The following is a 23,357-nucleotide window of genomic DNA, read 5'->3' as shown; positions in this document are numbered from 1 at the left end:
TTAGTTATATATCGCTTGATAAATAACGAGTCAACACTCAAATAGGAGCAGACGAACCCGTGCCGCTTCGTCATGATGGCGGAACGGACAACCAGCTAGCATTGGCGGTGGAAGCGATGGATGACCCATTACCCGTCCCGGATCAGGGTGCAACGAAGACTTCGAAGGACAGGCGCAAACGGATGAATCCTTCGGAGCGCGAGGCTCTGATCGTTGACGGGGCAATCGGTTTTTTTGCCGAATACGGTTTCGAAGGCAAGACGCGGGACCTGGCGAAGCGACTCGGTATCACGCAGCCGCTCCTCTACAGATATTTTCCCAGCAAGGAGAGCCTCATTGAAAGGGTCTATCAGGAAATCTACCTGCAGCGCTGGAATTCCGAATGGGAAAGCCTCATTCCAGACCGCAACCGCCCGCTGGCGGATCGGCTGACGACATTTTACAGGCAGTATGCGCGAGCGGTGTACGACTTTGTCTGGGTGCGGATCTTTCTCTATTCGGGCTTGAAAGGCGTTGATATCAACGATCGCTATCTGGCCATCATCAAAGACAAGATACTTGTGCCGGTTTGCCGGGAACTGCGCCACGAACACGGATTGCCGTCAATGGAAAAAGTGCCGATCACCAGCGAGGAACTGGAGCTCGTATGGGGACTTCACGGCATGTTCTTCTATCGCGCTGTGCGCCATTTTGCTTACGGGCTGCCGATCGCCAAGAACATTGATCGCGCCATCGAGAACGATGTCCGGATTTTCGTGACCGGCGCGCGCGCCATTCACGGTTCCATGCTGGAAAATGCCGACGGGTGAATGGTATTTCCATTCAGCTCCAAACGGGTCCGCGGCCGGTTCAAATCTACAAGTTGCGTGTTTGCTCGTGTCGTCCGCCGATCCGCAAATTAAGCTCTAAATCGGTGAGCATACGCTGTCCAAACGGCGGCATGATGGTGGTCCAGACTGGTCCAATCCACTGACGGAAGCGCCTTGAGATACTTCGGATCACTCTTCGATTGAGTCCTTGAACTGGACGCTGGCCGGCGTTCCGACGCCGTTTGTTGAGTTAAAACAGCCGTGCGATTACAAGCGCAAAGGAACGCATATGCCGCATCCCTGCCGCGGCACGAATCTCGGTTAATGTGCCGAGGACCATATCAACGTTTACGCGCAAGTCTCTGGCCGGACCGGCGGATATCAGGCGGCGCCCACGGAATCCGGGGGCTGTCACCCCCGGAAGCGACGGTTTCAGAAACCTGCCTTGATGCGCTCGAACTCTTTGAGCATTTTGGCCTCGAGTTCCGGATTCACCGCGTCGAAAAACAAGGAGCCTTCGAAAAACGCGTTCGGATCATCAAATCCGTACTGCTTGATGATCGCCTGATCCGAGATCGGATATGCTTGCTCGTTTGCGTGCGGGTAGCCCCAACTTTCGATGATGTATTTTCCGGAAGCGGGTTCGCTAAGCGCGTTGAGCAGATCGTAGACCTGATCCGTCGGCGTGGTCGAGGACTTCAGGTGCACATAGCCGCAAACCCAGGTGGCGACACCCTTGTCCACATCGCGCATCATTTTGGCTTCGGTGCCGTTCCAGATCAGGTTCAACTCCGACTGGTTCCAGGCCCAGCCCATATCCAGCTCGCCGCTGGCCATCGCCTGGTCCATCTGACCGGCATCGGCCCAGTAGAACCGCACGTTGGGATGCACCGAGCGCAGGAAATCCGACGCGGCCTTGAATTGCTCGTCCGTCATGTTCGTGTAGTTGGCACCGTTGCCCGTTGCCAGGGCGGCCAGCGCGTAGGAAGACATGGCGCCATCCGGCAAGGCGACTTTTCCTTGATAGGCCGGGTCAGCGAGCAGTTGCAGGGAAATCTCATCGTCGGAGATCTTGTCGGTACGGTAGATCAGTCCGGTGTTGCCCCATTCGAATGGCATCATCCATACCTCACCATCAATGGTAACACCGTCGACGTTCTTGATTTCGGGCAACAGAGCGTCCCAGTTCTTGAGTTTGGAGGTATCCAACGGCTGCAACAGCCCGGCGGCATGCCATTTGCGGACGGCGTCGGAACAGGGGTGCGCGAGGTCGGCCGCAAAGCCCGATTGAAGCTTGGTAAAGGCCTCATCCACACTTCCAAAGAAGGTATAGCTGGGCGGGCCGCCATGTTTTTCGACATAACTGCCGAAAAAACCCGGGTCCTCGTAACCTGACCAGTCGAAGACTGTCAGTTTTCCAGCATCGGCAAGCGCCGTGGTCGCCACCAAGGACGCAGCCAGCGCTACACCTCCGATAGTCTTGAAGTGCATTTGTCTTCCTCCTTAGATTGGTTTGTCTGATTGTTGTCCCAGATCGATCACGGATTCCCCTTGCACGCCGAGCCAGACCTTGTCGCCCGGCCCATGGTCTACCGTGTGAAAATAGTTCGGTACGGAGATTGCTATGCGCGAATCGACGCCGTCCACGCGCACATGGTAGTGGACATTCTCTCCGTAAAAGGCGACGTCTCGAACGACGCCTTCGACAGTGGCATCGTATTCAGGCGGCTGTTCCTTGGCGATTTCCAACTGTTCCGGCCGGATTCCCAGCAACACCGATTTGCCTGGGGTCTCTACATTCGGGTTGCGCGGTATCGTCATGGTGCCGAATCCAGGCGACTCGACTGTAAGCGATGTATCTGTTTCCTCCTTCACCGCACCCGGCATAAAGTTCATCTCACCGATAAACGACGCGACTTCGCGGTTGGACGGACTGGCGTAAAGCGTCGCCGGCGCATCGACCTGAACCAGCCGGCCCTCAAACATCACGCCGATCCGGTCAGACATGGTCATCGCCTCATACTGGTCATGGGTCACCATCACGAAGGTGATCCCAAGGCTTTGCTGCAGATGCCGCATCTCGAACTGCATCTGCTCGCGCAGCTTCTTGTCGAGCGCCGACAGCGGCTCGTCCAGCAACAGCACCTTGGGGCGCATCACCAAAGCGCGCGCCAGCGCCACACGCTGTCTCTGTCCGCCTGACAACTCGTTTGCGCCCCGCCTCTCCAGCCCGCCAAGTTCGACCATTTCCAGCGCTTCGCTGACCTGCCTGTTTATTTCCGCCCTGGCGATGCCGCGATTGCGCAACCCGTAAGCCACGTTGTCGCCGACATCGAGATGCGGAAAAATGGCATAACTCTGGAACACCATGTTGGTCGGACGCTTGTTGGCGGCAATGCCGTCCATGTCCTGGCCGTCGATGACCACCTTGCCTTCCGTCGGCTCCTGAAAACCCGCAATCATGCGAAGGGCCGTCGTTTTGCCGCAGCCGGACGGCCCCAGCAGTGAAAAGAACTCGCCCTCGCGCAATGAAAGTGTCAGATCGGACACCGCCTGGAATGATCCGAAGCGTTTCTGCACGCCGGTCATTTCGATGATGTTCTTTTCAGTCATGCTGGCCTCATACAAGCTTGTTCGACGAGCGGCGGCGGAAGAGTTCGGCAACGACCAAAAGCAGCACCGAGGCCAACAGCAGCAGCGAGCCCAGCGCCAACGTGTTGGGCAGTTTGGCGGGGAAACGAATCTGGCTCCAGATGTAAACCGGAAGCGTTGGATCGTTTCCGCTCAGGAAGAAGGCCAGGACGAATTCATCGAAACTGACCGTGAAGGTGACCAAAATGCTGGAGACAATCCCGGGGACAACGATGGGCAGGGTCACACGACGGAAGGTTTCCCATACGCCGGATCCAAGATCGAAGGCCGCCTCTTCCAGCGATATGTCGAAATCGTCAAAAGCCGATTTCAATATTGAAACCGAAAATGGCAGGGCAAGTAATGTGTGCCCGAGTATCACAGCGGTCAATGAAGGTCTGAGGCCAACCGATATAAACAGAACCAGCATCGAAGAGGCCACGATGATGCCGGGAACCACCAGCGGCAGCATGACTATGCCCTCTGAAAACCTCTTGCCGGTGAACTGGTAGCGGACAAAGGCCCTCGCTGCGAAAAGCCCCATTGAGGTGGACAGTAAAGCTGCAACCGATCCGACGATCAAACTGTTGACCAGCGAATTCAACAGCGTTGCCTCCCCGGCCAGCTGCCGGTACCACTCAAGGGTCCAGCCCTTGATCGGGAAAGCCACGATGGTGCCGTCGTTGAAAGAAAACAGCGGCAACAAAAGAACCGGCACATAGAGGAAGACCAGATACAAAATAGCATAGGTCTGAAGTCCGGATAAGCGCTTCACCTGATCCGCCTCCCCAGTGTCGACGCGCCGATCACAAAGACGATGGCGACAAATCCGACCGACAGCATCGCCAGCAGCGAAAGGGTGGCGCCCAGGGGCCAGTTGTTGGCCGCGCCGAACTGCACCTGGATGAGATTTGCGATCATCTTGCCATCGGATCCGCCAACGAGCGACGGCGTCACATAATCACCAACGGTCGGAATGAAAATGATCAGGCAGGCGGCGATGATCCCCTGAGTGGTCAGCGGCAGGGTCACGCGCAGGAAGCTCTCCAGCTTGTTGCTGCCCAAATCCGTTGCGGCTTCCAGAAGACTCGGGTCGATCTTCTGGATTGACACGAAAATCGGCAGAATGGCAAAGGGCGCCCAGGCGTGCGCCAGCGTGAGAACCACCGCAAACTCGTTGTACAACAAGAAGGTCAGCGGCTCGTCGATCAACCCCAGCGCCAGCAACGCCGAATTCATGACTCCGTTGAAGCCCAAAATCAGTTTCCAGGCAAACACACGCAGCAGGTAGCTTGACCAGAACGGAATGGTTATCAGCAAAAGCCAAAGCGTTTTCTTCTTTGCTTTCAGCGCTATGAAATAGGCGATCGGATAGGCGAGCGCCACTGTGACAACGGTGACAGCCGCAGAGATCAATATGGACCGGATCATAAGGTGCCGGACCAACGGATCGGTCAGCGCCTCCCGATAATTGGCCAGCGTCGGCGTTCGGTCCAGATCGACATAGGTTTGTGTCCATAGGGAATAGGCAATGAGAATAATCAGCGGAGCCGCAACGAGAAGACCCACATAGAGGGTGGCCGGTGCGCTTAGCGCGGTGCCCTTGGCCGTCTCGCTTCTTAAATTCAACCTTTGCTCCTCTCGGGCACAATTGCTTCCAAAGGCTAACACCCACCCCGCTTGGCGCACGCATAAAATTCCATCGGGTTTGGCACCCGGGAAGGCGGCTTTTTCTACACGCGATCAAGTGACCTGCGCATGAGGTTCCAGGACCACTATTCCACTGCCGAGGCTGCTCCTCACCGCGCCCCATCGCAAAACCGGAAAGCCGTTGCGCTCAAAAATTGTTTTCCAGAGAGGTTCCGACAGCCGCGATTCAATCTCAAACGAAAAAAATTTGAACGTCGGCAAGAAAAATTCCGAGAGAAACATGCCGAATACCCCGGGCCCGACAAAAACGGCCGGCGGTCCGGCCGAAAAAAATTTAAGGACACCGGAATTAAATTTGTTTGAGCTCCTTTCCACCCTGCCTGACAGTCTTCGCACCGGGAACGATCGACAAAGGTGACGTGGGTGCCATGCAATCAGATGCGAAAGTGGTCATAATTGGCGGTGGAGTCGTTGGTTGCAGTGTCCTCTACCATCTGGCCAAGAGCGGTTGGAAGGATGTGGTGCTGGTGGAACGTCAGGAACTGACAGCCGGATCATCCTGGCATGCCGCCGGCAATCTGTTTACCCTGACCGCCCCCGGAAACGCGGCGTTGCTGCAGAAATACACCATCGACCTCTATCCCCAACTGGAGCGGGAGAGCGGACAGGAATGCGGTCTGCACTACAATGGCGAACTGCTGATCGCGAAAGACAGGGAAGAGGTCAAGACGCTGGCCATTGCCCATGCCTTCGGCAAGCGCTTCGGCATTGAGTCCGAGTTCATTTCGCCCGAACGGGCCAAAGAACTGGCTCCGGCGCTGAACACCGACGATCTGACGGCAGTCCTGTACGAAAAGGCAGCCGGCTACTGTGATCCCGCCAGTGTCACCCACGCTTTTGCCAAGGCGGCGCGCAATTACGGTGCCACCATCCATCGCCATACGCCCGTGCTGGAAACCAATCAACGCGACGACGGCAAATGGGAGGTGGTGACCGAAAACGGCACCATCTGCGCCGACTATCTGGTCAATGCCGCCGGCCTGTGGGGGCGCGAAGTGGCGGCGCTGGCGGGGATCAGACTGCCCCTGATGCCAGTGGAGCACCACTACCTGGTCACCGAGAATATCCCTGAGATGGAAAACCTTGAAACCGGCCATGCGCTTTTGTCCTATGCCGATGCGAACCTCTACATGCGTCCTGAGGGCAAGGGGTTGCTGATCGGTGCATATGAGAGCAAGTGCGTACACTGGGCGGAAGAAGGCACTCCGCTCGACTTTGGCCATGAACTTCTGCCCAATGACCTCAGCCGTATGGAAAACGAATTCCTTGAGGCGGTCGAGTTGATCCCGAGCCTTGCCGACGCAGGGATCAAAAACGTGATCAACGGCCCGATGATTTTCTCCCCCGATCTCGGGCCATTGATCGGTCCGTATCCGGGCAAGCCCGGCTATTTCTGCGCCAACGGCGTCATGACCGGCTTCAACCAGGGTGGCGGCATCGGCAAGGTCCTGGCGGAATGGATCATTGAGGGTGAACCGAGCCTCGATGTCAGTTTCTGGGATGTGGCCCGCTATGCGGATTATGCCGGTACGCGCTATTCCAGGGAGATGACGAAATACTGGTATGAAAACCGCTCCAGCCGGGTTTATCCGTACCAGACCTTTCCAGCGGCCCGTCCGATGAAAACGTCGCCCGTATATGACCGCCTGAAAGAGGCCGGGGCCGTGTTTGGCGAGACCTGCGGTTGGGAAGATGCCTATTGGTATGCTGCAAACGAGGAAGAGCGCACCGAGACCAATTCTTACGAACGCCCCGCCTGGTATGCGGCGGTGGAACGTGAAAGCCGCGCGGTCCGGGAAACTGCCGGTCTGTTCGAGTTGACAAGCTATGGCAAGTATCGCTTCAGCGGCAAGGGCGCGGTTGCGTTTCTGGACAAGCTGCTGGCCAACAAAATGCCTGCGAAAATCGGAAAATCCGCACTCAGCCCCATGCTCAGCCGTGGCGGCAAGGTCATCGGTGATTTCACCGTGACACGGCCGAGCGAGGAAAGTTGTCTGGTATTGGGGTCGGGGTCCATGGAGAAGATCCACGAACGCTGGTTCCTTGAACAGATGCCGGAAGGCGGAGTGGCTTATGAAAACCTGACCAACCGTTATGCGGGTCTGCACCTGGCCGGGCCCAATGCCCGCAAGATCATGGCGGCGCTGGCGCCTGGCACCAGCTTCGACGGCGCCGATTTCCCCTTCCTGTCCGGTCGGGAAATGGAGATCGGCCCTTGCCCCGGCGCCTATGTCATCCGCGTTTCCTACACGGGCGAATGCGGATACGAGATCTACATGCCCATGGAATACCAGAGGTCGGTCTATGACGAGATCATGGATGCGGGCAGGCCACACGGGCTAACCCTTGCCGGCGGTCACGCGCTGATGGCGCTGCGGCTTGAAAAGGGTTTCGCCGCATGGGGAATGGAACTGACCTCGGATTATTATCCGCACGAAACCGCCCTCGCCCGGTTTGTGCGTTACAGCAAGGAAGAATTCATCGGGCGTCAGGCTGCCTTGGATGCCAGGGAAGCCGGACCACGCGAAAGCTTCGTTCAGTTTGCCGTGGATGCCGGCGCGTCCGACGCTTATGGCGGCGAACCAGTTTACAGGGACGGCAAACTGGTGGGCTACACCAGCTCCGGCGGATACGGGTTCTGCGCGGGGAAAAGCCTCGCGCTGGGCTATATCTTCCCCCAAGAGGTCGATGCGAACGCCGTCTATCAGGTCGAACTGGTCGGTGAGATGCGCGATGCCCGCCTGTTGACGGCCCCGCCGATCGACCCCGAAGGCCTGCGCATGCGGACCTGACACCGAACCGGCTGGGAGTTGCAGGGTAAATGGCAAAGAACAAAGTCATCAGCAATCACGACCGGCAATGGCCGATCCGCATGGACCGCGGCCCGGGTCCGGTGCAACACGGCGCAATGGATCATTCCCGGCCACCCGCCGATCTGGATACCGTGCGCCGCTATCGTCTGGCCCGGGTGCAGGCGGAGATGCAGCGACAGGACGTCCCAGGTCTCCTGCTGCTTGATCCGATCAACACCCGCTACGTCACGGACTGCACCAACATGCAGATCTGGTGCATGCACTTCGAGACCCGCTGCGTTTTTGTACCGGCCGAAGGGCCTGTGACGCTGTTGGACTATGCCGACATGCCCTTCCTGGCAGAAGGGCTGCCGACCGTGGACAATTACGGTGTCATGTCGGCCCATTACTTTTTTGCCGCCGGCAACCGAATGGAAGAATGGGCCGCTGCCTTCGGCCGCCAGATTGGCGGGTTGATGGACAAGTACTGCCCCGGTGAAAAACGGCTGGCCATCGACCGCCTGTCGCATCTGGGGGGCAGCGCGATTCAGTCGCTGGGTTTTGAGATCGTAGACGGGCAACGGGTGGCCGAGGTGGCGCGCTCGGTCAAGTCGGCGGAAGAACTGCAGCTTATGAAAGCCGCCATCGCTGTTGCCGACAAGGGCATGACCGCCATGCGCAAAGCGCTGGAGCCCGGCATCACGGAAAACGGGCTTTGGGCGAAACTGCACGAAGTCAATGTTGCGGAAGGCGGCGAGTGGATCGAAACCAGGCTTCTGGCTTCGGGTCCGCGCACCAATCCCTGGTTTCACGAAAGCTCGATGCGAATAATCGAAGCGGGTGACATGGTTTCCTTCGACACCGACCTGATCGGGCCATATGGATACTGCGCCGACATCTCCCGGGCCTGGGTGTGCGGTGATGTGTGGTCGCGGGAGCAGGTCGAGCTCTACCGGATGGCGAGGGATCAGGTCGAATTCAACATGGACGTGATCAGACCGGGCATGTCCTATCGCGAGATTGCCGAAAATTCCTGGCCGATACCGGATCGTTTCAAAAAGAACCGCTACGGCTGCCTGGCGCACGGCGTTGGGCTTTGCGATGAATACCCGTCGATCCCCTACCGCGAAGACCTTGAGGAATATGGATATGACGGCGTTGTCAAACCCGGCATGGTGCTTGCGGTCGAATCCTATATTGGCGAAGAAGGCGCGATGGAGGGCGTCAAGCTGGAGCAGATGATCCACGTGACCGACACGGGATGGGAATTGCTCTCCCACTACCCCCTGGAGGAGTTTGAGGACTAAGACCCGTGGATCTCGGCCTTGCGTCGTGACATGTAATCCCTGAGCGCTTCTTCAATGCCTTCGTCGATCGGCGGCTGTTCGTATTCGGCCAGCAACTGTTTCCAGATTTTGTTCGCCCGCTGCGCGGTATCCTCGCTGCCGCGGTCACTCCAGTTCTCGTAATTGTCCCAATTCGAGACAAGCGGCGTGTAAAAGGCCGTCTCGTAGCGTTCCAGCGTATGCTGGGTGCCAAAGAAATGTCCGCTGGGGCCGACGTCGCGGATCGCATCCAGCCCGATGGCGGCCTCCGACACCTCGAACGGTTGCTGAACGGCGGCCATCATCTGCAGCATCTCAGCATCGACAATCAGCTTTTCGAACGAGGCAACCAGCCCGCCGCCGAGCCAACCCGCACCCTGGTTCAGCAAATGCACATGACCGGTCATGGCGCCCCAAAGCGACATCTGGCTTTCATAGGCTGCCTGCGCATCCACGGCGTTTGAGGCGGTGACGTTGCTCGACCGGAACGGAATGCCATAGCGGCGCGCAAGCTGCCCCGTCGCCTGCGCGGCCAGTGTGTATTCCGGCGTCCCAAAGGCCGGCGAACCCGTCTTCATGTCCACGTTCGAGGTGAAGCCGCCATAAATCACCGGCGTGCCGGAACGCACGCACTGGACCAGCACGATTCCCGCAAGCGCCTCGGCATTCTGCTGGGTGAGAGCGCCTGCGATCGTCACCGGAGACATCGCCCCGGCGAGCGTGAACGGGGTGACGATGACGGGCTGGCCATGTTTGGCCATTTCGATCAGCCCCTCACCCATCGGCCCATCAATCTGCAACGGGGAATTTGTGTTGATCACGGTGGTGAAGACCGGTTTGTCAATCAGATCTTCGCGCGAACACCCCATTGAAATCGCCGCCATTTCCAGCCCGTCCCGCGCCCTTTCGGCGCCCAGGCCCCAAGGTTGCCAGTTTTTGTCCGTCAGGGTGATCTGCGCGAAATGAAGGTCCAGGTGGCGGCTTTCCTGTGGCAGGTCCAGCGCCTCGAACGGGCCGCCGCCCTCCTGATGGATGATGTTCAGGCTTTGCACAAGGCGAATGAAATCGCACATCTCGGCAAAGCTGCCCTGCCGCCGCCCGTGGTCCAGGTCGGACACGAAGGCCGGGCCTCCGACAGAGGTGAAAACGGCGCAGTCATCACCCAGTTGCACATTTCTGGCCGGATTGCGCGCATGCAGCGTGAATGACGATGGCGGCAGCGCAAGTTTTTCTTCGACCAATCCACGTTCCAGCCAGACCATTTCTTCACCATGATCCACCCTGGCGCCGGCTTCTTCGAAATACCGTCGCGCATCGGGGTCAAGAACTTTGCAGCCGATTTCCTCCAGGACGGTCAGCGACGCATCGTGGATAGCCTCGATCTGATCTTCGCTTAAAATGTCAATCGGCGCCGAGCGATACCGCACCTGCGCCCATGGCTGCTGCGCAATGCCGCCACCCGTGCGATCCGAGCGCGCGCCGCTGCGGGCGCGTCTGCGTGTGGAGCTTCGTGCCATCGGATCTCCTGCAAAACCTATTGAACACTTGTACAATAAATAACCACGCCGCGCGCGTCGACGCAACGCTTATTGCACAAATGTACAGTTGTGCGGTCGTTGGCTTGATGACGTCAGGCCACTTTGTCCCAGACGGCCTCTGATTCTCGGCTGGCCTCGATGATCCAGTCACGGAACCGTGCACCAAAGGGCAGGTCCTGGCCCCGCAGGGTCGTGACGAGGGAAAGACAGTACCCGGTCGACATCTTGTTCTCCAAGGGCACGACAAGCTTGCCCGATTTCAGATCGTCATCCAGATATGGCCGGCGCCCCATGACAAAACCAAGCCCCTCCTTTGCCGCCTTCAGGCAACTGGAACACATGTCCATTTCGATTTGCCGGACTTGCATGATCTCGTTGATTCCTTGCGCCTGGAACCAGTTTTTCCACTCCTCATCCTCGGAAAGGCTCGCGATCAGCGGATGATCAAGCAGATCCTCTGGTCTTTCAACGGGCCCGTTCTGGGCAAGGTAGTTTGGCGCGACCGCCGGCACGATATCGTCGGAAAACAGCACAGTCGCACCGCTTGGTACTTCGGTTCTGGGCGAATAGACCAGCGCGAAGTCCGCTTCCCGATCCAGGCTGTTACCAACAAGTTCCGAAGTGTTCAGACGCACGGCAATGGTGGGGTGTTTTTCGTGAAAGTCTCCCAAGCGGGGAACCAGCCAGACATCCGCCAGGGACGGATACAGGTTTACCGTGATCTGACCGCGACCGGATGAACGGATCAGGTTCTCCGTCGCGAATCCGATTGAGTCGAGCGCCGTACCGAGCTGTTCGTAATAGGCCTTTCCCTCGTCACGCAGAATGAGCCGGTTGTTTCGGCGGATGAATAAAGGGGTCGCCGTGAAATCTTCCAGCGACTTCACCTGATGGCTGACCGCCGAGGCAGAGATACCCAGTTCCTGCGCTGCAAGCTGAAAGTTGCAGTGGCGGGCCGCGGCTTCGAATGCCTTCACAGCCGCAAACGGAGGTAGTCGTCTTCTCATCGCTCACGTATCGAAAATTTGCACACTCTGTCTGTAAGGCGTTCGACCATCAATTGATTTTTTTTTCGGGCACCACTGAATTTTTTTCCCTTCCAGCGTGATGCGCAATCAAGCCAATCTGGCGTGGCGGATATACCAGCCAAACGCAGTCATCAGCGGAAACCGGAAGGCCATGCGGTATTCGATCAGTTCTTTGGTGAAACAGGCTTTCAGGGGCCACAGCGGATGGCCCGAGGCCTTTCGCCATCCGGAGCCGGCAAAGCACTATGACGTCGTCATTGTCGGAGGTGGCGGGCATGGTCTGGCCACCGCCTACTATCTGGCCAAAAACCACGAGATAACGAATGTGGCGGTGTTGGAAAGAGGCTGGATCGGCAGCGGAAATGTCGGCCGGAACACCACCATTGTGCGATCCAACTATCTTCTGAACAGCGAGATTCCTCTGCTCGAATGGTCGCTCAAGCTTTGGGAAGGCCTGAGCGAGGAACTCAATTACAACGTTATGTTCTCTCAACGCGGCGTGCTCGACATATTTCACACCGACGGTCAGCGCGATGAAGCGGTGCGACGCGGCAACGCGATGATCGTGAACGGCGTCGATGCGGTCATGCTCGACCGCAAGCAGGTTCTCGACATGATGCCGCTGGTCGACGAAAACAACGGCCGATACCCTGTTCTCGGCGGTCTTCTGCAGCCACGGGCCGGCAATGCGCGTCACGATGCGGTGGCTTGGGGATACGCGAGGGCGGCTGATCGGATGGGCGCCGATATCATCCAGAATTGCGAAGTCACAGGCTTTTGCCGCGGACCCAACGGAGAGGTCACGGGGGTCGAAACCAACCGGGGTCAGATCAGCGCTGGCAAGGTCGCCGTCGCCGTGGCGGGCCACACCAGCCAGGTGATGGGAATGGTCGGCATGAAGCTGCCATGCGAAAGCCACACGTTGCAGGCCTTTGTTTCGGAGGCGGTGAAACCCTGTGTCAATACGGTCGCCACCTTCGGCGTCGGGCATCTTTACATCAGCCAGTCAGACAAGGGCGGACTGGTGTTCGGCGGCATGGTGGATGGCTATAACAGCTATACGCAACGCGGCAATCTGCCGATTGTCGAAGATGTCGCCGAGGCCATGATGATGTTCATGCCGGCACTTGGCCGCGTGCGCCTTTTGCGTCACTGGGCCGGGGTCGTCGACATGACGATGGACGGCTCGCCCTTCATCTGCAAGACACCACTTGAAAACCTCTACCTCAACGGCGGGTGGAACTACACCGGATTCAAGGCGATCCCCGGTGCGGCCTGGTGTTTTGCCCACACGGTGGCAAATGGCGCACCGCATAAATTCAACGCCCCCTTTCACCTGGATCGTTTTGCCGAAGGCCGCCCCGTGGATGCCACAGGCGGCGGGCCCTTCCCCAACCACCATTAATAAGAGGACCAGTTTCGCCATGCGCATCCCCTGTCCACTTTGCGGCGCACGTCCCCTGGAGGAGTTCGTCTATCGCGGCGATGCCACGGTCACCCGCCCCGAAGAAGGCGCACCGATGGAGGAGTGGGTGAGTTACGTATATCTGCGCAACAACCCCAAAGGCGCGCACCGCGAGCATTGGCGCCATGTCGCGGGCTGCGGAAGCTGGCTGATTGTCGACCGCAATACGCTGACCCACGAGATCACCCGGGTCGCGGAAGTCCGCCCGTCCGGGGACGCCAGGTAATGAGCGGCCAGATCAACCGGCTTTCAGGCGGCCGCCGCATCAATCCGGAAAAACCGCTCCGCTTCACGTTCGATGGAAAATCCTTCGTCGGCTATGAAGGAGACACGCTGGCCTCGGCCCTGCTGGCCAATGGCGTCACCTTCGTGGCGCGCAGTTTCAAATATCACAGGCCGCGTGGCGTTTTCACCTGCGACCCCCATGAACCGAACGCCCTGGTGCAACTGCGCAACGGCGCAAGGCAGGAACCGAACATCCCCGCCACCATGATCGAGCTTTACGACGGGCTTGAGGCCAGCAGCCAAAACCGCTGGCCCTCTTTGCGGTTCGACCTTCTGTCCGTGAACCAGTTGTTGGCTCCGATCTTCGTGGCCGGGTTCTATTACAAGACCTTCAAATGGCCGGCCAAATTCTGGACCAAAATCTACGAGCCGGTCATTCGCCGTGCGGCCGGCCTTGGCCGCCTGTCGGGCAAGATCGATCCGGACAGCTACGAAAAGACACATCACCATTGCGATATCCTGGTGATCGGAGGCGGGGTCGCCGGGATTGAAGCCGCCCGGGTCGTCGCGCAATGCGGTGCACGCGTCACCCTGGTCGAAGAACACGCCCGGCTGGGTGGCTTGGACAGTGCCGGGTTTGAGGACAGTATTGCCCGGCTTGAGGCCATGGAGAATGTCCGCATCCTGCCCCGCACCATGGTGTTCGGCTGGTATGACGACAATACATTCGGCGCGGTCGAGCAGGTGTCCGATCATCTCGAGGTACCCGGAGCCAATCAGCCGCGCCAGCGAATGTGGAAGATCGTCACAAAACAGGTGATCCTTGCCACAGGCGCGCACGAGCGGTCGCTGACCTTTGCAAACAATGATCGGCCCGGCGTCATGCTGGCCTCTGCCGCAGAACGCTATATTCGCGAATATGGCGTCAGACCGGGCCGGCGGGCAGTCGTGTTCACCGCCGGTGACAAATGCGATGCCCTTGTCGAAACGATGCGTGAGGCCGGGATCGAATTGGCCGCCATTGTCGATGCCTCCAAAGGCGAGGAAATAGAGGACGTCCGTGGTTCGACCGCCGTCAGAGCCGTCACCCTGCGGGGCCCGGACGGGCGGACCCGCACTATTGCCTGCGATCTGGTCTGTGTCTCGGGCGGCTGGAACCCGGCGGTGCAACTGCTGGCGCAACGCGGGCAAAAACCACGCTGGAGCGAGAACCACCAGGCATTTCTGCCTCAGCATATGGCAGGGGACGATTTCCTCTGCACGGGAAGCCTTGCCGGGCTGGAAACCAGGGCAGATTGCGTCGCCCATGCCCGCATGACCGGCGCACTCGCCGCGCATCGATATTCTTGTCCCGCTTCCGCGAACCTGGCCGAATTTTACGGCTTTCTGGAAAAGGCGGAAGCAAGTGCCGCCCGCCACCCCTTCTTTGAATCGGCCGTCGGCGGGTCAAAGAAGTTCATCGACCTGCAGCATGATGTTACCCGCGGAGACGTCGCCCTTGCGACACGCGAAGGTTATCGCTCGGTCGAACATGTCAAGCGCTACACGACCATGGGCATGGCAACGGATCAGGGTAAGAATTCAAATATTCACGGCATCGCCGCGATGTCGAAATCGCTCGGCAAATCGATGGGACAAGTGGGAACGACGGGCTTCCGCCCGCCCTATCGGCCGGTGAGTATTGGGGCGCTGGCAGGCCGCTCTCGCGGCAGGCAATGGCGCCCTATCCTGCGCACGCCCCTTCATGGCTGGGTCGAGGAAAAGGGGGGCGTCTTCGTCGAATCCGGCCTGTGGCATCGCAGCCAGTATTTCCCGGAACCGGGGGAAACAATGCAGCAGGCGATAAAACGCGAGGTTCTGGCGGCGCGCAACACGGTCGGATTCTGCGACGTGTCGACCCTCGGCAAAATCGACCTGCAGGGGCCGGATGCCGCTGCTTTTTTGAACAAGGTCTACTGCAACGGCTTCGCAAAACTGCCTGTCGGCAAGGCCCGCTATGGTCTGATGCTGCGCGAGGACGGGATCGTCTTTGACGACGGAACGGTAACGCGCCTTGGAGAAGAGCACTACTTTATAACCACCACCTCGGCGGAATCCGACAGCGTTCTCAGCCACATTGAGTTCTGTCACCAGGTTTTGTGGCCGCAAATGGATATCGCGCTTGCCGATGTCAGCGAGGATTGGGCGGGGATTGCGTTGGCCGGACCGCACGCACGCAGCGTGCTGCAGCGCATCGCGCCGGATATGGACGTCAGCAACGACGCCATGCCGTTCCTTGCAGCACGGGAAGGCACGATCCTGGACGGTGTGCGTGCGCGCCTGTTCCGCATCAGCTTTTCGGGCGAGCTGGCCTTTGAAATCTACGTGCCCGCCCGCCATGGCCGCGCGCTCGCCGAGGCGCTGGAATGCGAGGGGCAGGAATTCGGTATCACACCCTATGGTGTCGAAGCGCTGGACGTCTTGCGGATCGAAAAGGGGCATGTCAGCTCCGAGCTGAATCGTTTTACCACGGCCTCCGATCTGGGGCTTGGCATGATGATGTCGACCAAAAAGGACTATGTCGGGCGCACCCTCAGCGCCCGCCCTGGCCTTGCCGATTCGGACCGCGAGGCGGTTGTCGGGCTTAAACCGCTGGATCCGTCCCATTCCTTCCGCCAGGGCGCCCATATCTTCTCCAAGGGCGCGGCGATAGCGCCCGAAAGTGACGACGGCTATGTGACGTCCAGCGCCTGGAGCCCGACGCTTGGGTCTCACATTGGCATCGCACTGGTCCGCCGCGGGCGGGAGCGGCTGGGTGAAGTGATCGAAATCGTCGATCCATTGCACGGTGAAAGGCCCGTTCCCGCAGAAATCGTGTCCCATCATTTTTTTGATCCGGAGAACGAGCGTGTACGCAGCTGATACCAGCACCCCGTTTTGCCTTGAAGGCATGGATCTTGCCGGCGTTCAAGACCGATCCAGCGAGGCAAATGTCATCGTCAGGTTGAATTCTGATACGACAATCTTGAGGCTCATCCCGTACCTGAACAAACGGCAGGCCGCGGAAGCCGCTTTGACCCGCTTCGGGTTTGAACGCCTGCCTGCACCGGGGCGTTTCAGCGAGGCCGGTCAGTATCGGCTGGCCTGGGCGGGCCGGAACTGCTGGCACCTGATGTGCTCACCCGCCGATGCGACTGAGGAGCAGGAACTGAAGGAAGTGCTCGGGGGTCTTGCAGCGGTAACGAACGCCAGTGACGGCCTCTTCCGCATGGAGATCGCCGGAAAGGATGCCGCTTCCCTCATGGCAAAGGGATGTGTTCTGGACCTCGATCATTTTCTTCCCGGTCATTGCGCGGTCACCCTGATGGCGCATACCAGACTCCATATTCACCGCATGTCCGGGAAAGTGTACGAACTGATGATGCCCGCCAGCCATGCCGCCAGTTTTTGGGAATGGCTCTGCATGTCGGCGGCAGAATTCGGAATGGACGTGGAATTGGCTGCAAATGACGAACCGGCGAGCGCCGCTTGACGCCTCTCGAATTGCCGGGAAGACTGCAACCAGAATGCAAGGAGCAGTCCGTGTGGCCAAAGAAAAACAACAACGCCTGACACCGGAAAACCGGCGCCAGCTCCTGCTTCAGGCGACACGGGACACGTTGGCGAAATATGGTGCCCAGGGCACCGGCGTGCGGGAAATCTGCAACGCATTGGGCGTATCTCCCGGCCTTCTGACCCATTATTTCGCCGGCAAGGAAAGCCTGTTCCTTGCAGCCTACGAAGACATGGCTCAAGGCTACCTGCGCGAAATGGAGGCAGCGGCCGGAAACGGGAAACTATCTGCCGAGGGCCGGTTGAAGGAGCTGTTCCGGCTGTACTTCTCGAGGCGCTGGGCCGCGGATGATATCATCGGCACCTATACGAGCTTTTGGAGCCTGTCGCAGACCATCCCCGAACTGAAGTCAGCATTTGAAGACACCTTTCAACAGCAGCTTACGGTGTTTGAGCAACTTATTCACGATCTTGTCGATGAACGCGGCCTCAGACTTTCAACCAAACCCTTTGCCACCTTCCTTCTGGTTTTCCTGGAAGGTGTCTGGTTGGAAAGCTGCCTCAATCCGAAGACCGTGGACAAGGACAGCATTGAGGAATTCTGCTGGGACTGGCTGGAGTGTTACATGGCCGCCAAAGAAAAGCGCGGTACCTGACAAACCTGGCAGAGGCACCAGCCGAATATCGGTCAGCGCTGTTCCGGCGAAAACGGCGGGGCTTCGACTTCGATCAAGTGCGGTCCCGGCCGTTCGCGCGCCTGCAAGACAGATTCGATCACCGCATCCGGATTGGGAGCGCAATTGCGAAAGGGGATGCCAAAGGACGCAGCCAGATTGACGAAGTCTGGCGGGCTGGGGTCACAGCCGATCACTTCGACATCCGCGGCCTGCATCGAAGCTGCTATTTCGCGGTATCCTCGATTGTTCCAGACCAGGAATGTGACAGGCAGTTTCTCATCCACCGCCGTCATGATCTCGGGCAGCGAGAACTGCGCGCCGCCGTCGCCCGCGATACAGATAACCGGCGCCGCGGGATCGGCAACTGAGGCACCGATTGCCGCGGGAATGCCGTAACCCAGTGCCCCGTAGCCCGTGGCCGCGTTGAACCAGCCACCGGCCCTGTCGTGGTCGTAGTAAAGGTTTCCGGCATAGATCGGTTGCGTGGAATCTCCGACCAGCAGGCATCCCGGCACCGCGTCTCTCAGCGCGTTGAGCACCTCGACCTGGGCCCGGTATTCCGGTCCGATCTCTTCGAGCGCCGCTTGACGTGCCCGATCCGCCCGTGCCGGTCCGTCCGCGCCACGGGTTGTATCCGGCAAACACGCCAGGATCGCCGAAAGCGTCTGTCGCGCCTCGCCGGGCAACGGGATATCGGCATCATGGCGCGCCAGTTGATCCGGGCAGATGTCGACCCGGATACAACCGTTCATCCGCGGCATCGTGCCGGTGTCGTACATATCGTAGTCGGTCGGGCCGAGTTCGGTGCCGACAGCGAGCACGATATCCGACTCCTCGATCAAACGGCGAACGGCCTGCAGGCTCGGGCTGGCCGGTACGCTCAGAGCGTGGTCGAAAATTACGCCGCGTGCGTTCACGGTTTGCACAACGGGTGCATCAAGACGTTCTGCAAGTCTTTTGAGTTCCACTCCGGCCCACCTTGCGCCGCCGCCGGCCAGAATGACCGGGCGATTGGCATTCGCCATCGCCTCAGCAGCGGCGGCAATGTTTGCCTGATCGGCGACAGGCGGCTGCAGCGGCGTGGCGGACATCCCGCCTTTATATGCCGCCGCCGCCACATCCAGCGGGATCTGGATGTGCGTCGGACCGGGGCGACCCTCGACAAAAGGCGCAAACGCCCTGTCGAGCGCCATTGCGAGTTGATCGGGTGCCGCGACATGTTCCGACACGAGCGCGACACCAGCCGCCAGCCCGTGTTGATCCGGCAACTCGTGCAGATGGCCCATCCCTTTACCGAGCGTTGCCGTCCGGTTGACGCCGGACAGAACCAGGACCGGCACAGAATCCGCCCGCGCCTGCGCCATGGGCGTCAAGGTGTTGGTGAGGCCAGGTCCGGTGATCACCAGCGCAATCCCCGGCTTTCCGGACACCCGCGCATAGCCGTCAGCCATGAAACCGGCCCCCTGCTCGTGGCGCGGCGTGACATGCCGGATGCCGGAGGCCGCGAGACCGCGGTAGAGTTCAACCGTGTGGACCCCGGGAATGCCGAAAACCGTGTCGACGCCCCTTTGCTTAAGCTGTTCGGCCAGTGCTTCGCCAACGCTTGTCATGCGCTCTTCCTCGTCAAGGCGTTGGCATGGTGCACGATCCTGTCCAGTGCGGTTTCAAAATCGGCGTCGGAAATCGTCAGCGCAACGCGGACCCAGGACCCCAAACCTTTGCCGAAAGAGGTTCCCGGCATGACCGCCACGCCCCCGTTTGCAAGCAGGTCCATCGCATAGCTTTCGCCATCCATACCAGTTGTCGCGACATTGACGAGCGCGAACATTCCCGCCTCGGGCCGATGCACTTTCAAACCTGTTTCCTGCTCGAGCCGGTCCGCCAGCAACGCCGCCCGGGCCGCAAATCGGTGACACATGCCTTCTGCAACCGATGACCCATCGCGAACCGCCATCTCTGTCATGTCAGCGATAAAGGGTTGGTTGCCGAACAGCATGGTCTCCGCCAATGGCAACAGCCGGTCACAGAATGCCTGCGGTCCGACACACCAGCCGCTGCGAAACCCCGGTGCCGCATGGGATTTCGAAATCGACGACACTGCGACCACCCGGTCCGCGAAGGCGGGAAACCACAGTGGCGACACAAAATTTGTGCCTTCAAAAATCAGGTGTTCGTAGACTTCATCCGAGATGATCCAGAAATCGTGTTCCACTGCCAGGGAACAGATGGATTCGATGTCCTTTTTGGTCAGAACCGAACCCGTCGGATTGTGCGGCGTCGTCAGCAAAAGCGCGCTGGTTTTCGGCGTGATCCGTGCCGCGATATCGTCCGCCTGCATGCGAAAACCATGCTCGGGGCGCAGCGGAACCGGCACCATGTCCGCACCCGTGGCGCGCACGACCCCTTCGTACGTGGCATACATCGGATCACCGACAAGCACGTCGTCGCCTTCCTGCGCGACACCGAGCAGGACCGCGAACAATGCTGTCTGTGTACCCGGAAAACACAGAAAATTCTCCGGTCCAAACGGCCGGTCCCGGCTGACGCTATAGCGTTCCGCCAGCGACTTGCGCAGATTGATTTCTCCACGGCCGTCGGAATATCCCGTCCGCCCCGACCGGATTGCCGCAGCGGCCGCGTCCGCCAGTTCGGCCGGCAAAGGCACATCCGGCTCACCGATGGTCATTTCCACAATATCGGCACCGGAGGCGACCAGTTTGCGGGCCTTGATATGCACTTCCCACTTGGAACCTCCGAGACCCGAAAGCCGTTCGGTAATCGCAGTCATCTTCATGCCTGATCCACCTTTTGACGCAGGTCGATCGCGATGATCGATCCGATTGATTGCAACCCAATGTCGGGAAGTTCACCGGCCGCGAATGCATGCGGCAGTGCGCCGCCCTCGAGCCACAGACCGTCGATCACCGCATTGCAGGCGGTTGCCAGATACCGCAATCGTCCTTGCGACACCGAGCACCCGGCTTCTTTCAACGCGGCCCCGATCAGATCTTCCAGATGGTCCCGAAACTCGGTGTATGTTTGTTCATGTGTCGTCTTCACATTCGCATCCTGTTGAAGCTGAACCAAAAAGCTGGCCCACAAGGCAACCGCTCTCGGCGAAACGACCGGTGGTGTCAGCGATGCTTGAACAAAGGCCGCCAATCGTTCTGTCGCCGTGCCATCGATTTGCGAGGCGGACGTGTAGGTCACTTCCGTCATCTGCGTCATGTGGTACCGGTAGGCCGCGACGATCAGGTCTTCCTTCGAAGAGAAATAGTGCCGGATCAGGCCCTGCGTGACTTCCGCACGCCGCGAAATATCCCGCACCGTCGCCCCCTTCACCCCTTTTTCCGCGATCAACGACAGTGCCGCTTCAATCAGGTCGAGCTTCCTCCGGTCGGGTGGCTCGTGTTTGAATTTCCGCCGTTCCGCACTCAAGGCATGCCCCCAAGCGATTTTAATTATACATTCGTATAATTATTGGGAACGCGGTCAGATTTCAAGCCGTCTAATTCGTCGGAATTTGATCATCACGGCGCCCCCAGGCCGGCTTGCGCCTCGACCGCAAGGAACCCATGATCGTCGTAGGCAGCGAGTGCAAACGATCCATCATGAAACTCACCCCTCAGGTGCAGCGGGCGATTGGCGAATAGCGGCCTTACGGCCCGGAAACTGAAATCCCGGATCGGCACCTTGCTGTGTTTGCGAACAAGTTCTGCCAGCAGAACCGCACTCAACGGCCCGTGGACAACCAGGTCGGAATAGCCTTCGGTCGACATGGCATACTCGCGGTCGTAGTGGATACGGTGGCTGTTGAAGGTAAGCGCGGAAAATCGGAACAGCAAAACCGGATCGGGTATCAAGTCCAATGCCAATGAAGCCGCCGGCGGCGGCCGCTTTTTCTCATCCTGCAGAGAGTTCCGCGCATCGTTTCGCGGCGCATCGCGGTAGACAATGTCACGCTCCTCGCGAATGCAGAGTTGACCGTGCTGACTGTAGTTCGTTTCCAGCGTAACGATCACGAATTCACCGCTGCGGCCGGCTTTTCGCTTTATGGCCGCAACCCGCTCCAGGCGTTCGGCCGGGGCATCCGGCATCAACGGCGTCAGCTGTTCCATACGCGCGCCTGCAAACATGCGCCGCGGCAGTGCTACAGGCGGCAATAGACCGCCCTTCGGCGGGTGACCGTCGGCCGCTACCCGGTGTCTCGGCGTCACCGGACGAAAGAATATCCACTGCCACGAAAGCGGAAGAGCCGAAGCCCGCCCGCTTTGCCATGGCGTCATGTCGAGGGTCGCCGCCAGTGCCTCGGCCTGCCAGCCATCAAGGTACCCGGTGGTCCTCTCTTCCCGGTCGATCCAGTTCTCGTACGCGTTGCTCACGATGAGGCATCCGGTCCGGCAACGACGCCTGCGTCATGCAAACGGCCAACGTCTCCGGACGAAAGACCCAGTGTTTCCAGCAGGACTTCGTCGGTATGCTCTCCGATTGCGGGCGCCGGGCGGACGTCTCCACGCCCGAGGTCGGCAAATGTGAGCGGCGAACCCGGCGCAAGAATGTTTCCAACGCCCGATTGTTCGATCAACTGAAAAAGGGGATTGTCGGTGGAAACGCGCGGGTCGATGCGGCTCATCTGCGAAAAGCTCTGATAAGGTCCCCAGCATACGCCCTCTGCATCGAAGCAGCGCGCGATATCGGACAGTGTCCGCGCTGCGCACCAGGGCGCGACCAGCTCCGAAATCCGGTCCCGCGCGTCAAACCGCTGATCTTCAAGCGACAGGTCGACACCCAGTTCACGTTCCAAGGTGCCCACGTCACCCTCGATGCTGCAGGCCCGACAAAGCGCGCTCCACTGTTTTGGTGAAATGGCCACGATCATGATGCGTCGCCCATCGGCGGTGGCGAAGTCCCGTCCGAAGGCGCCGTAGAGATCGTTGCCGGTTGCCGGTCGCTGCGTCTCATTCACCATGGCTTCGGCCAGATAGCCAAGATGGGCGGTGACGGAGAAGGCCATATCGGACAGAGCGAGCGTTACGTTTTTTCCCTTACCGCTGCGCATCCGGTCGATGAGCGCGGCGAGCACCCCGAAGGCAGCCTGAACCCCCGTGGTCACGTCCCATGCAGGCAGCACGTGATTGACCGGTTGCTCCGACTGGCCCTGCCCGGTCACCATCGGAAAACCGGCGGCGCAGTTCACCGTGTAGTCCACTGCGTTGGAGCCGTCATGATTGCCCTGGATCGCGACCTTGATCAGGTCCGATCGCCGCTTGGCCAACTCCTCGTATGCAAGCCACGCCACATTGGAAAAATTTGTCAGCAAAATGCCTCCATCCGGACCGGGAGCGGTGATCAGATCCTGTATCAGGGCGCGACCGCGTGGATCGCGCAGATTGACCGCGACGGATCGTTTGGCCTTGTTGAGACCGGTCCAGTAGAGGCTCGTGCCGCTCTCCTCCGATCGTGGCATGCGGCGATAGTCAATGCCCCCGCCGATCATATCGAAGCGAATGACATCGGCGCCCAGCTGGGCGAGCGTCAGGCCGGCCAGGGGAGCCGCAACAAAGGCTGAACCCTCCACAACACGAACGTGCTTCAATAGGTCATACATGCGAACTTCTCTTGTTAC

At 59.3% G+C, this 23,357-nt stretch carries 19 protein-coding genes; 8 read left to right on the top strand and 11 right to left on the bottom strand.

Features of this window, described 5'->3' with window-relative positions; translation table 11 throughout:
* The first annotated feature begins 116 nt into the window (after positions 1 to 116).
* Complete coding sequence (locus E4M07_RS22610) at positions 117 to 809, top strand: TetR/AcrR family transcriptional regulator (protein WP_246660562.1); 693 nt, start codon at positions 117 to 119, stop codon at positions 807 to 809.
* Between the two features lie 432 nt (positions 810 to 1,241).
* Here E4M07_RS22610 and E4M07_RS22605 read toward each other — a convergent pair whose 3' ends face one another.
* The 4 genes from E4M07_RS22605 to E4M07_RS22590 are packed head-to-tail and all read right to left on the bottom strand — an operon-like array spanning position 1,242 to position 5,069.
* The gene (locus E4M07_RS22605; protein WP_206057364.1) at positions 1,242 to 2,255 is read right to left on the bottom strand and encodes an extracellular solute-binding protein; all 1,014 of its coding nucleotides are present in this window, start codon (positions 2,253 to 2,255) and stop codon (positions 1,242 to 1,244) included.
* 57 nt (positions 2,256 to 2,312) lie between these two features.
* Positions 2,313 to 3,407: an ABC transporter ATP-binding protein gene (locus E4M07_RS22600; protein WP_136660775.1), complete on the bottom strand. Its 1,095-nt coding sequence runs from the start codon at positions 3,405 to 3,407 to the stop codon at positions 2,313 to 2,315.
* Between the two features lie 22 nt (positions 3,408 to 3,429).
* Positions 3,430 to 4,215 (bottom strand): ABC transporter permease, encoded by a 786-nt coding sequence (locus E4M07_RS22595; RefSeq protein ID WP_136660675.1) that lies wholly within the window; start codon positions 4,213 to 4,215, stop codon positions 3,430 to 3,432.
* The gene (locus tag E4M07_RS22590; protein ID WP_136660674.1) at positions 4,212 to 5,069 is read right to left on the bottom strand and encodes an ABC transporter permease; all 858 of its coding nucleotides are present in this window, start codon (positions 5,067 to 5,069) and stop codon (positions 4,212 to 4,214) included. The genes E4M07_RS22595 and E4M07_RS22590 overlap by 4 nt, the downstream gene beginning before the upstream one ends.
* 449 nt (positions 5,070 to 5,518) lie before the next feature.
* Between E4M07_RS22590 and E4M07_RS22585 the strand changes: the two genes are divergently transcribed.
* Positions 5,519 to 7,942 carry an FAD-dependent oxidoreductase gene (locus E4M07_RS22585; protein WP_136660673.1) on the top strand — a complete coding sequence of 808 codons (2,424 nt, stop codon included), beginning with the start codon at positions 5,519 to 5,521 and terminating at the stop codon, positions 7,940 to 7,942.
* Positions 7,943 to 7,971: 29 nt separating this feature from the next.
* Complete coding sequence (locus tag E4M07_RS22580; protein WP_206057361.1) at positions 7,972 to 9,249, top strand: Xaa-Pro peptidase family protein; 1,278 nt, start codon at positions 7,972 to 7,974, stop codon at positions 9,247 to 9,249.
* Here E4M07_RS22580 and E4M07_RS22575 read toward each other — a convergent pair.
* Positions 9,246 to 10,784, bottom strand: a complete 1,539-nt coding sequence (locus tag E4M07_RS22575) for a trimethylamine methyltransferase family protein (protein ID WP_136660672.1) — start codon at positions 10,782 to 10,784, stop codon at positions 9,246 to 9,248. The genes E4M07_RS22580 and E4M07_RS22575 overlap by 4 nt on opposite strands.
* A gap of 113 nt (positions 10,785 to 10,897) precedes the next feature.
* A complete protein-coding gene (locus E4M07_RS22570; RefSeq protein WP_169054351.1) occupies positions 10,898 to 11,782 on the bottom strand; it encodes a LysR substrate-binding domain-containing protein in 885 nt (294 codons plus the stop codon).
* 202 nt (positions 11,783 to 11,984) lie between these two features.
* Here E4M07_RS22570 and E4M07_RS22565 point away from each other — a divergent pair, with 202 nt between their 5' ends.
* Genes E4M07_RS22565 through E4M07_RS22545 form a run of 5 tightly spaced genes read left to right on the top strand, consistent with a single transcriptional unit; the run spans position 11,985 to position 17,710 of the window.
* Positions 11,985 to 13,238, top strand: a complete 1,254-nt coding sequence (locus tag E4M07_RS22565; protein ID WP_136660670.1) for a sarcosine oxidase subunit beta family protein — start codon at positions 11,985 to 11,987, stop codon at positions 13,236 to 13,238.
* Positions 13,239 to 13,257: 19 nt separating this feature from the next.
* Entirely contained in the window at positions 13,258 to 13,524 is a 267-nt protein-coding gene (locus E4M07_RS22560; protein ID WP_136660669.1) for a sarcosine oxidase subunit delta, read from the top strand.
* Positions 13,524 to 16,424, top strand: coding sequence for a sarcosine oxidase subunit alpha family protein (locus E4M07_RS22555; protein ID WP_136660668.1), 2,901 nt, complete (start codon positions 13,524 to 13,526; stop codon positions 16,422 to 16,424). The genes E4M07_RS22560 and E4M07_RS22555 overlap by 1 nt, the downstream gene beginning before the upstream one ends.
* Positions 16,411 to 17,034, top strand: coding sequence for a sarcosine oxidase subunit gamma family protein (locus E4M07_RS22550; RefSeq protein WP_136660667.1), 624 nt, complete (start codon positions 16,411 to 16,413; stop codon positions 17,032 to 17,034). Before E4M07_RS22555 ends, E4M07_RS22550 begins: the two co-directional genes overlap by 14 nt.
* 52 nt (positions 17,035 to 17,086) lie before the next feature.
* The gene (locus tag E4M07_RS22545) at positions 17,087 to 17,710 is read left to right on the top strand and encodes a TetR/AcrR family transcriptional regulator (RefSeq protein ID WP_169054350.1); all 624 of its coding nucleotides are present in this window, start codon (positions 17,087 to 17,089) and stop codon (positions 17,708 to 17,710) included.
* Between the two features lie 32 nt (positions 17,711 to 17,742).
* On the opposite strand, the gene E4M07_RS22540 is transcribed toward E4M07_RS22545, so the two are convergent.
* The 5 genes from E4M07_RS22540 to E4M07_RS22520 all read right to left on the bottom strand — a co-directional run bounded on the left by E4M07_RS22540 (position 17,743) and on the right by E4M07_RS22520 (position 23,339).
* Complete coding sequence (locus E4M07_RS22540; RefSeq protein ID WP_136660665.1) at positions 17,743 to 19,341, bottom strand: 5-guanidino-2-oxopentanoate decarboxylase; 1,599 nt, start codon at positions 19,339 to 19,341, stop codon at positions 17,743 to 17,745.
* Positions 19,338 to 20,417 (bottom strand): pyridoxal phosphate-dependent aminotransferase, encoded by a 1,080-nt coding sequence (locus E4M07_RS22535; protein ID WP_246660569.1) that lies wholly within the window; start codon positions 20,415 to 20,417, stop codon positions 19,338 to 19,340. Before E4M07_RS22535 ends, E4M07_RS22540 begins: the two co-directional genes overlap by 4 nt.
* Positions 20,418 to 20,521: 104 nt before the next feature.
* The gene (locus tag E4M07_RS22530; RefSeq protein WP_136660663.1) at positions 20,522 to 21,169 is read right to left on the bottom strand and encodes a TetR family transcriptional regulator C-terminal domain-containing protein; all 648 of its coding nucleotides are present in this window, start codon (positions 21,167 to 21,169) and stop codon (positions 20,522 to 20,524) included.
* A gap of 92 nt (positions 21,170 to 21,261) precedes the next feature.
* Complete coding sequence (locus E4M07_RS22525) at positions 21,262 to 21,849, bottom strand: hypothetical protein (RefSeq protein WP_136660662.1); 588 nt, start codon at positions 21,847 to 21,849, stop codon at positions 21,262 to 21,264.
* A gap of 260 nt (positions 21,850 to 22,109) precedes the next feature.
* A complete protein-coding gene (locus E4M07_RS22520; RefSeq protein WP_136660661.1) occupies positions 22,110 to 23,339 on the bottom strand; it encodes a CoA transferase in 1,230 nt (409 codons plus the stop codon).
* Positions 23,340 to 23,357: the final 18 nt, after the last annotated feature.

The sequence above is a fragment of the Nitratireductor sp. XY-223 genome (assembly GCF_004959855.1).
Taxonomy (GTDB): Bacteria; Pseudomonadota; Alphaproteobacteria; order Rhizobiales; family Rhizobiaceae; genus Hoeflea_A.
The sequence above is the reverse complement of the archived record's forward strand: the minus strand, read 5'-3'. Positions and strand labels throughout refer to the sequence as shown.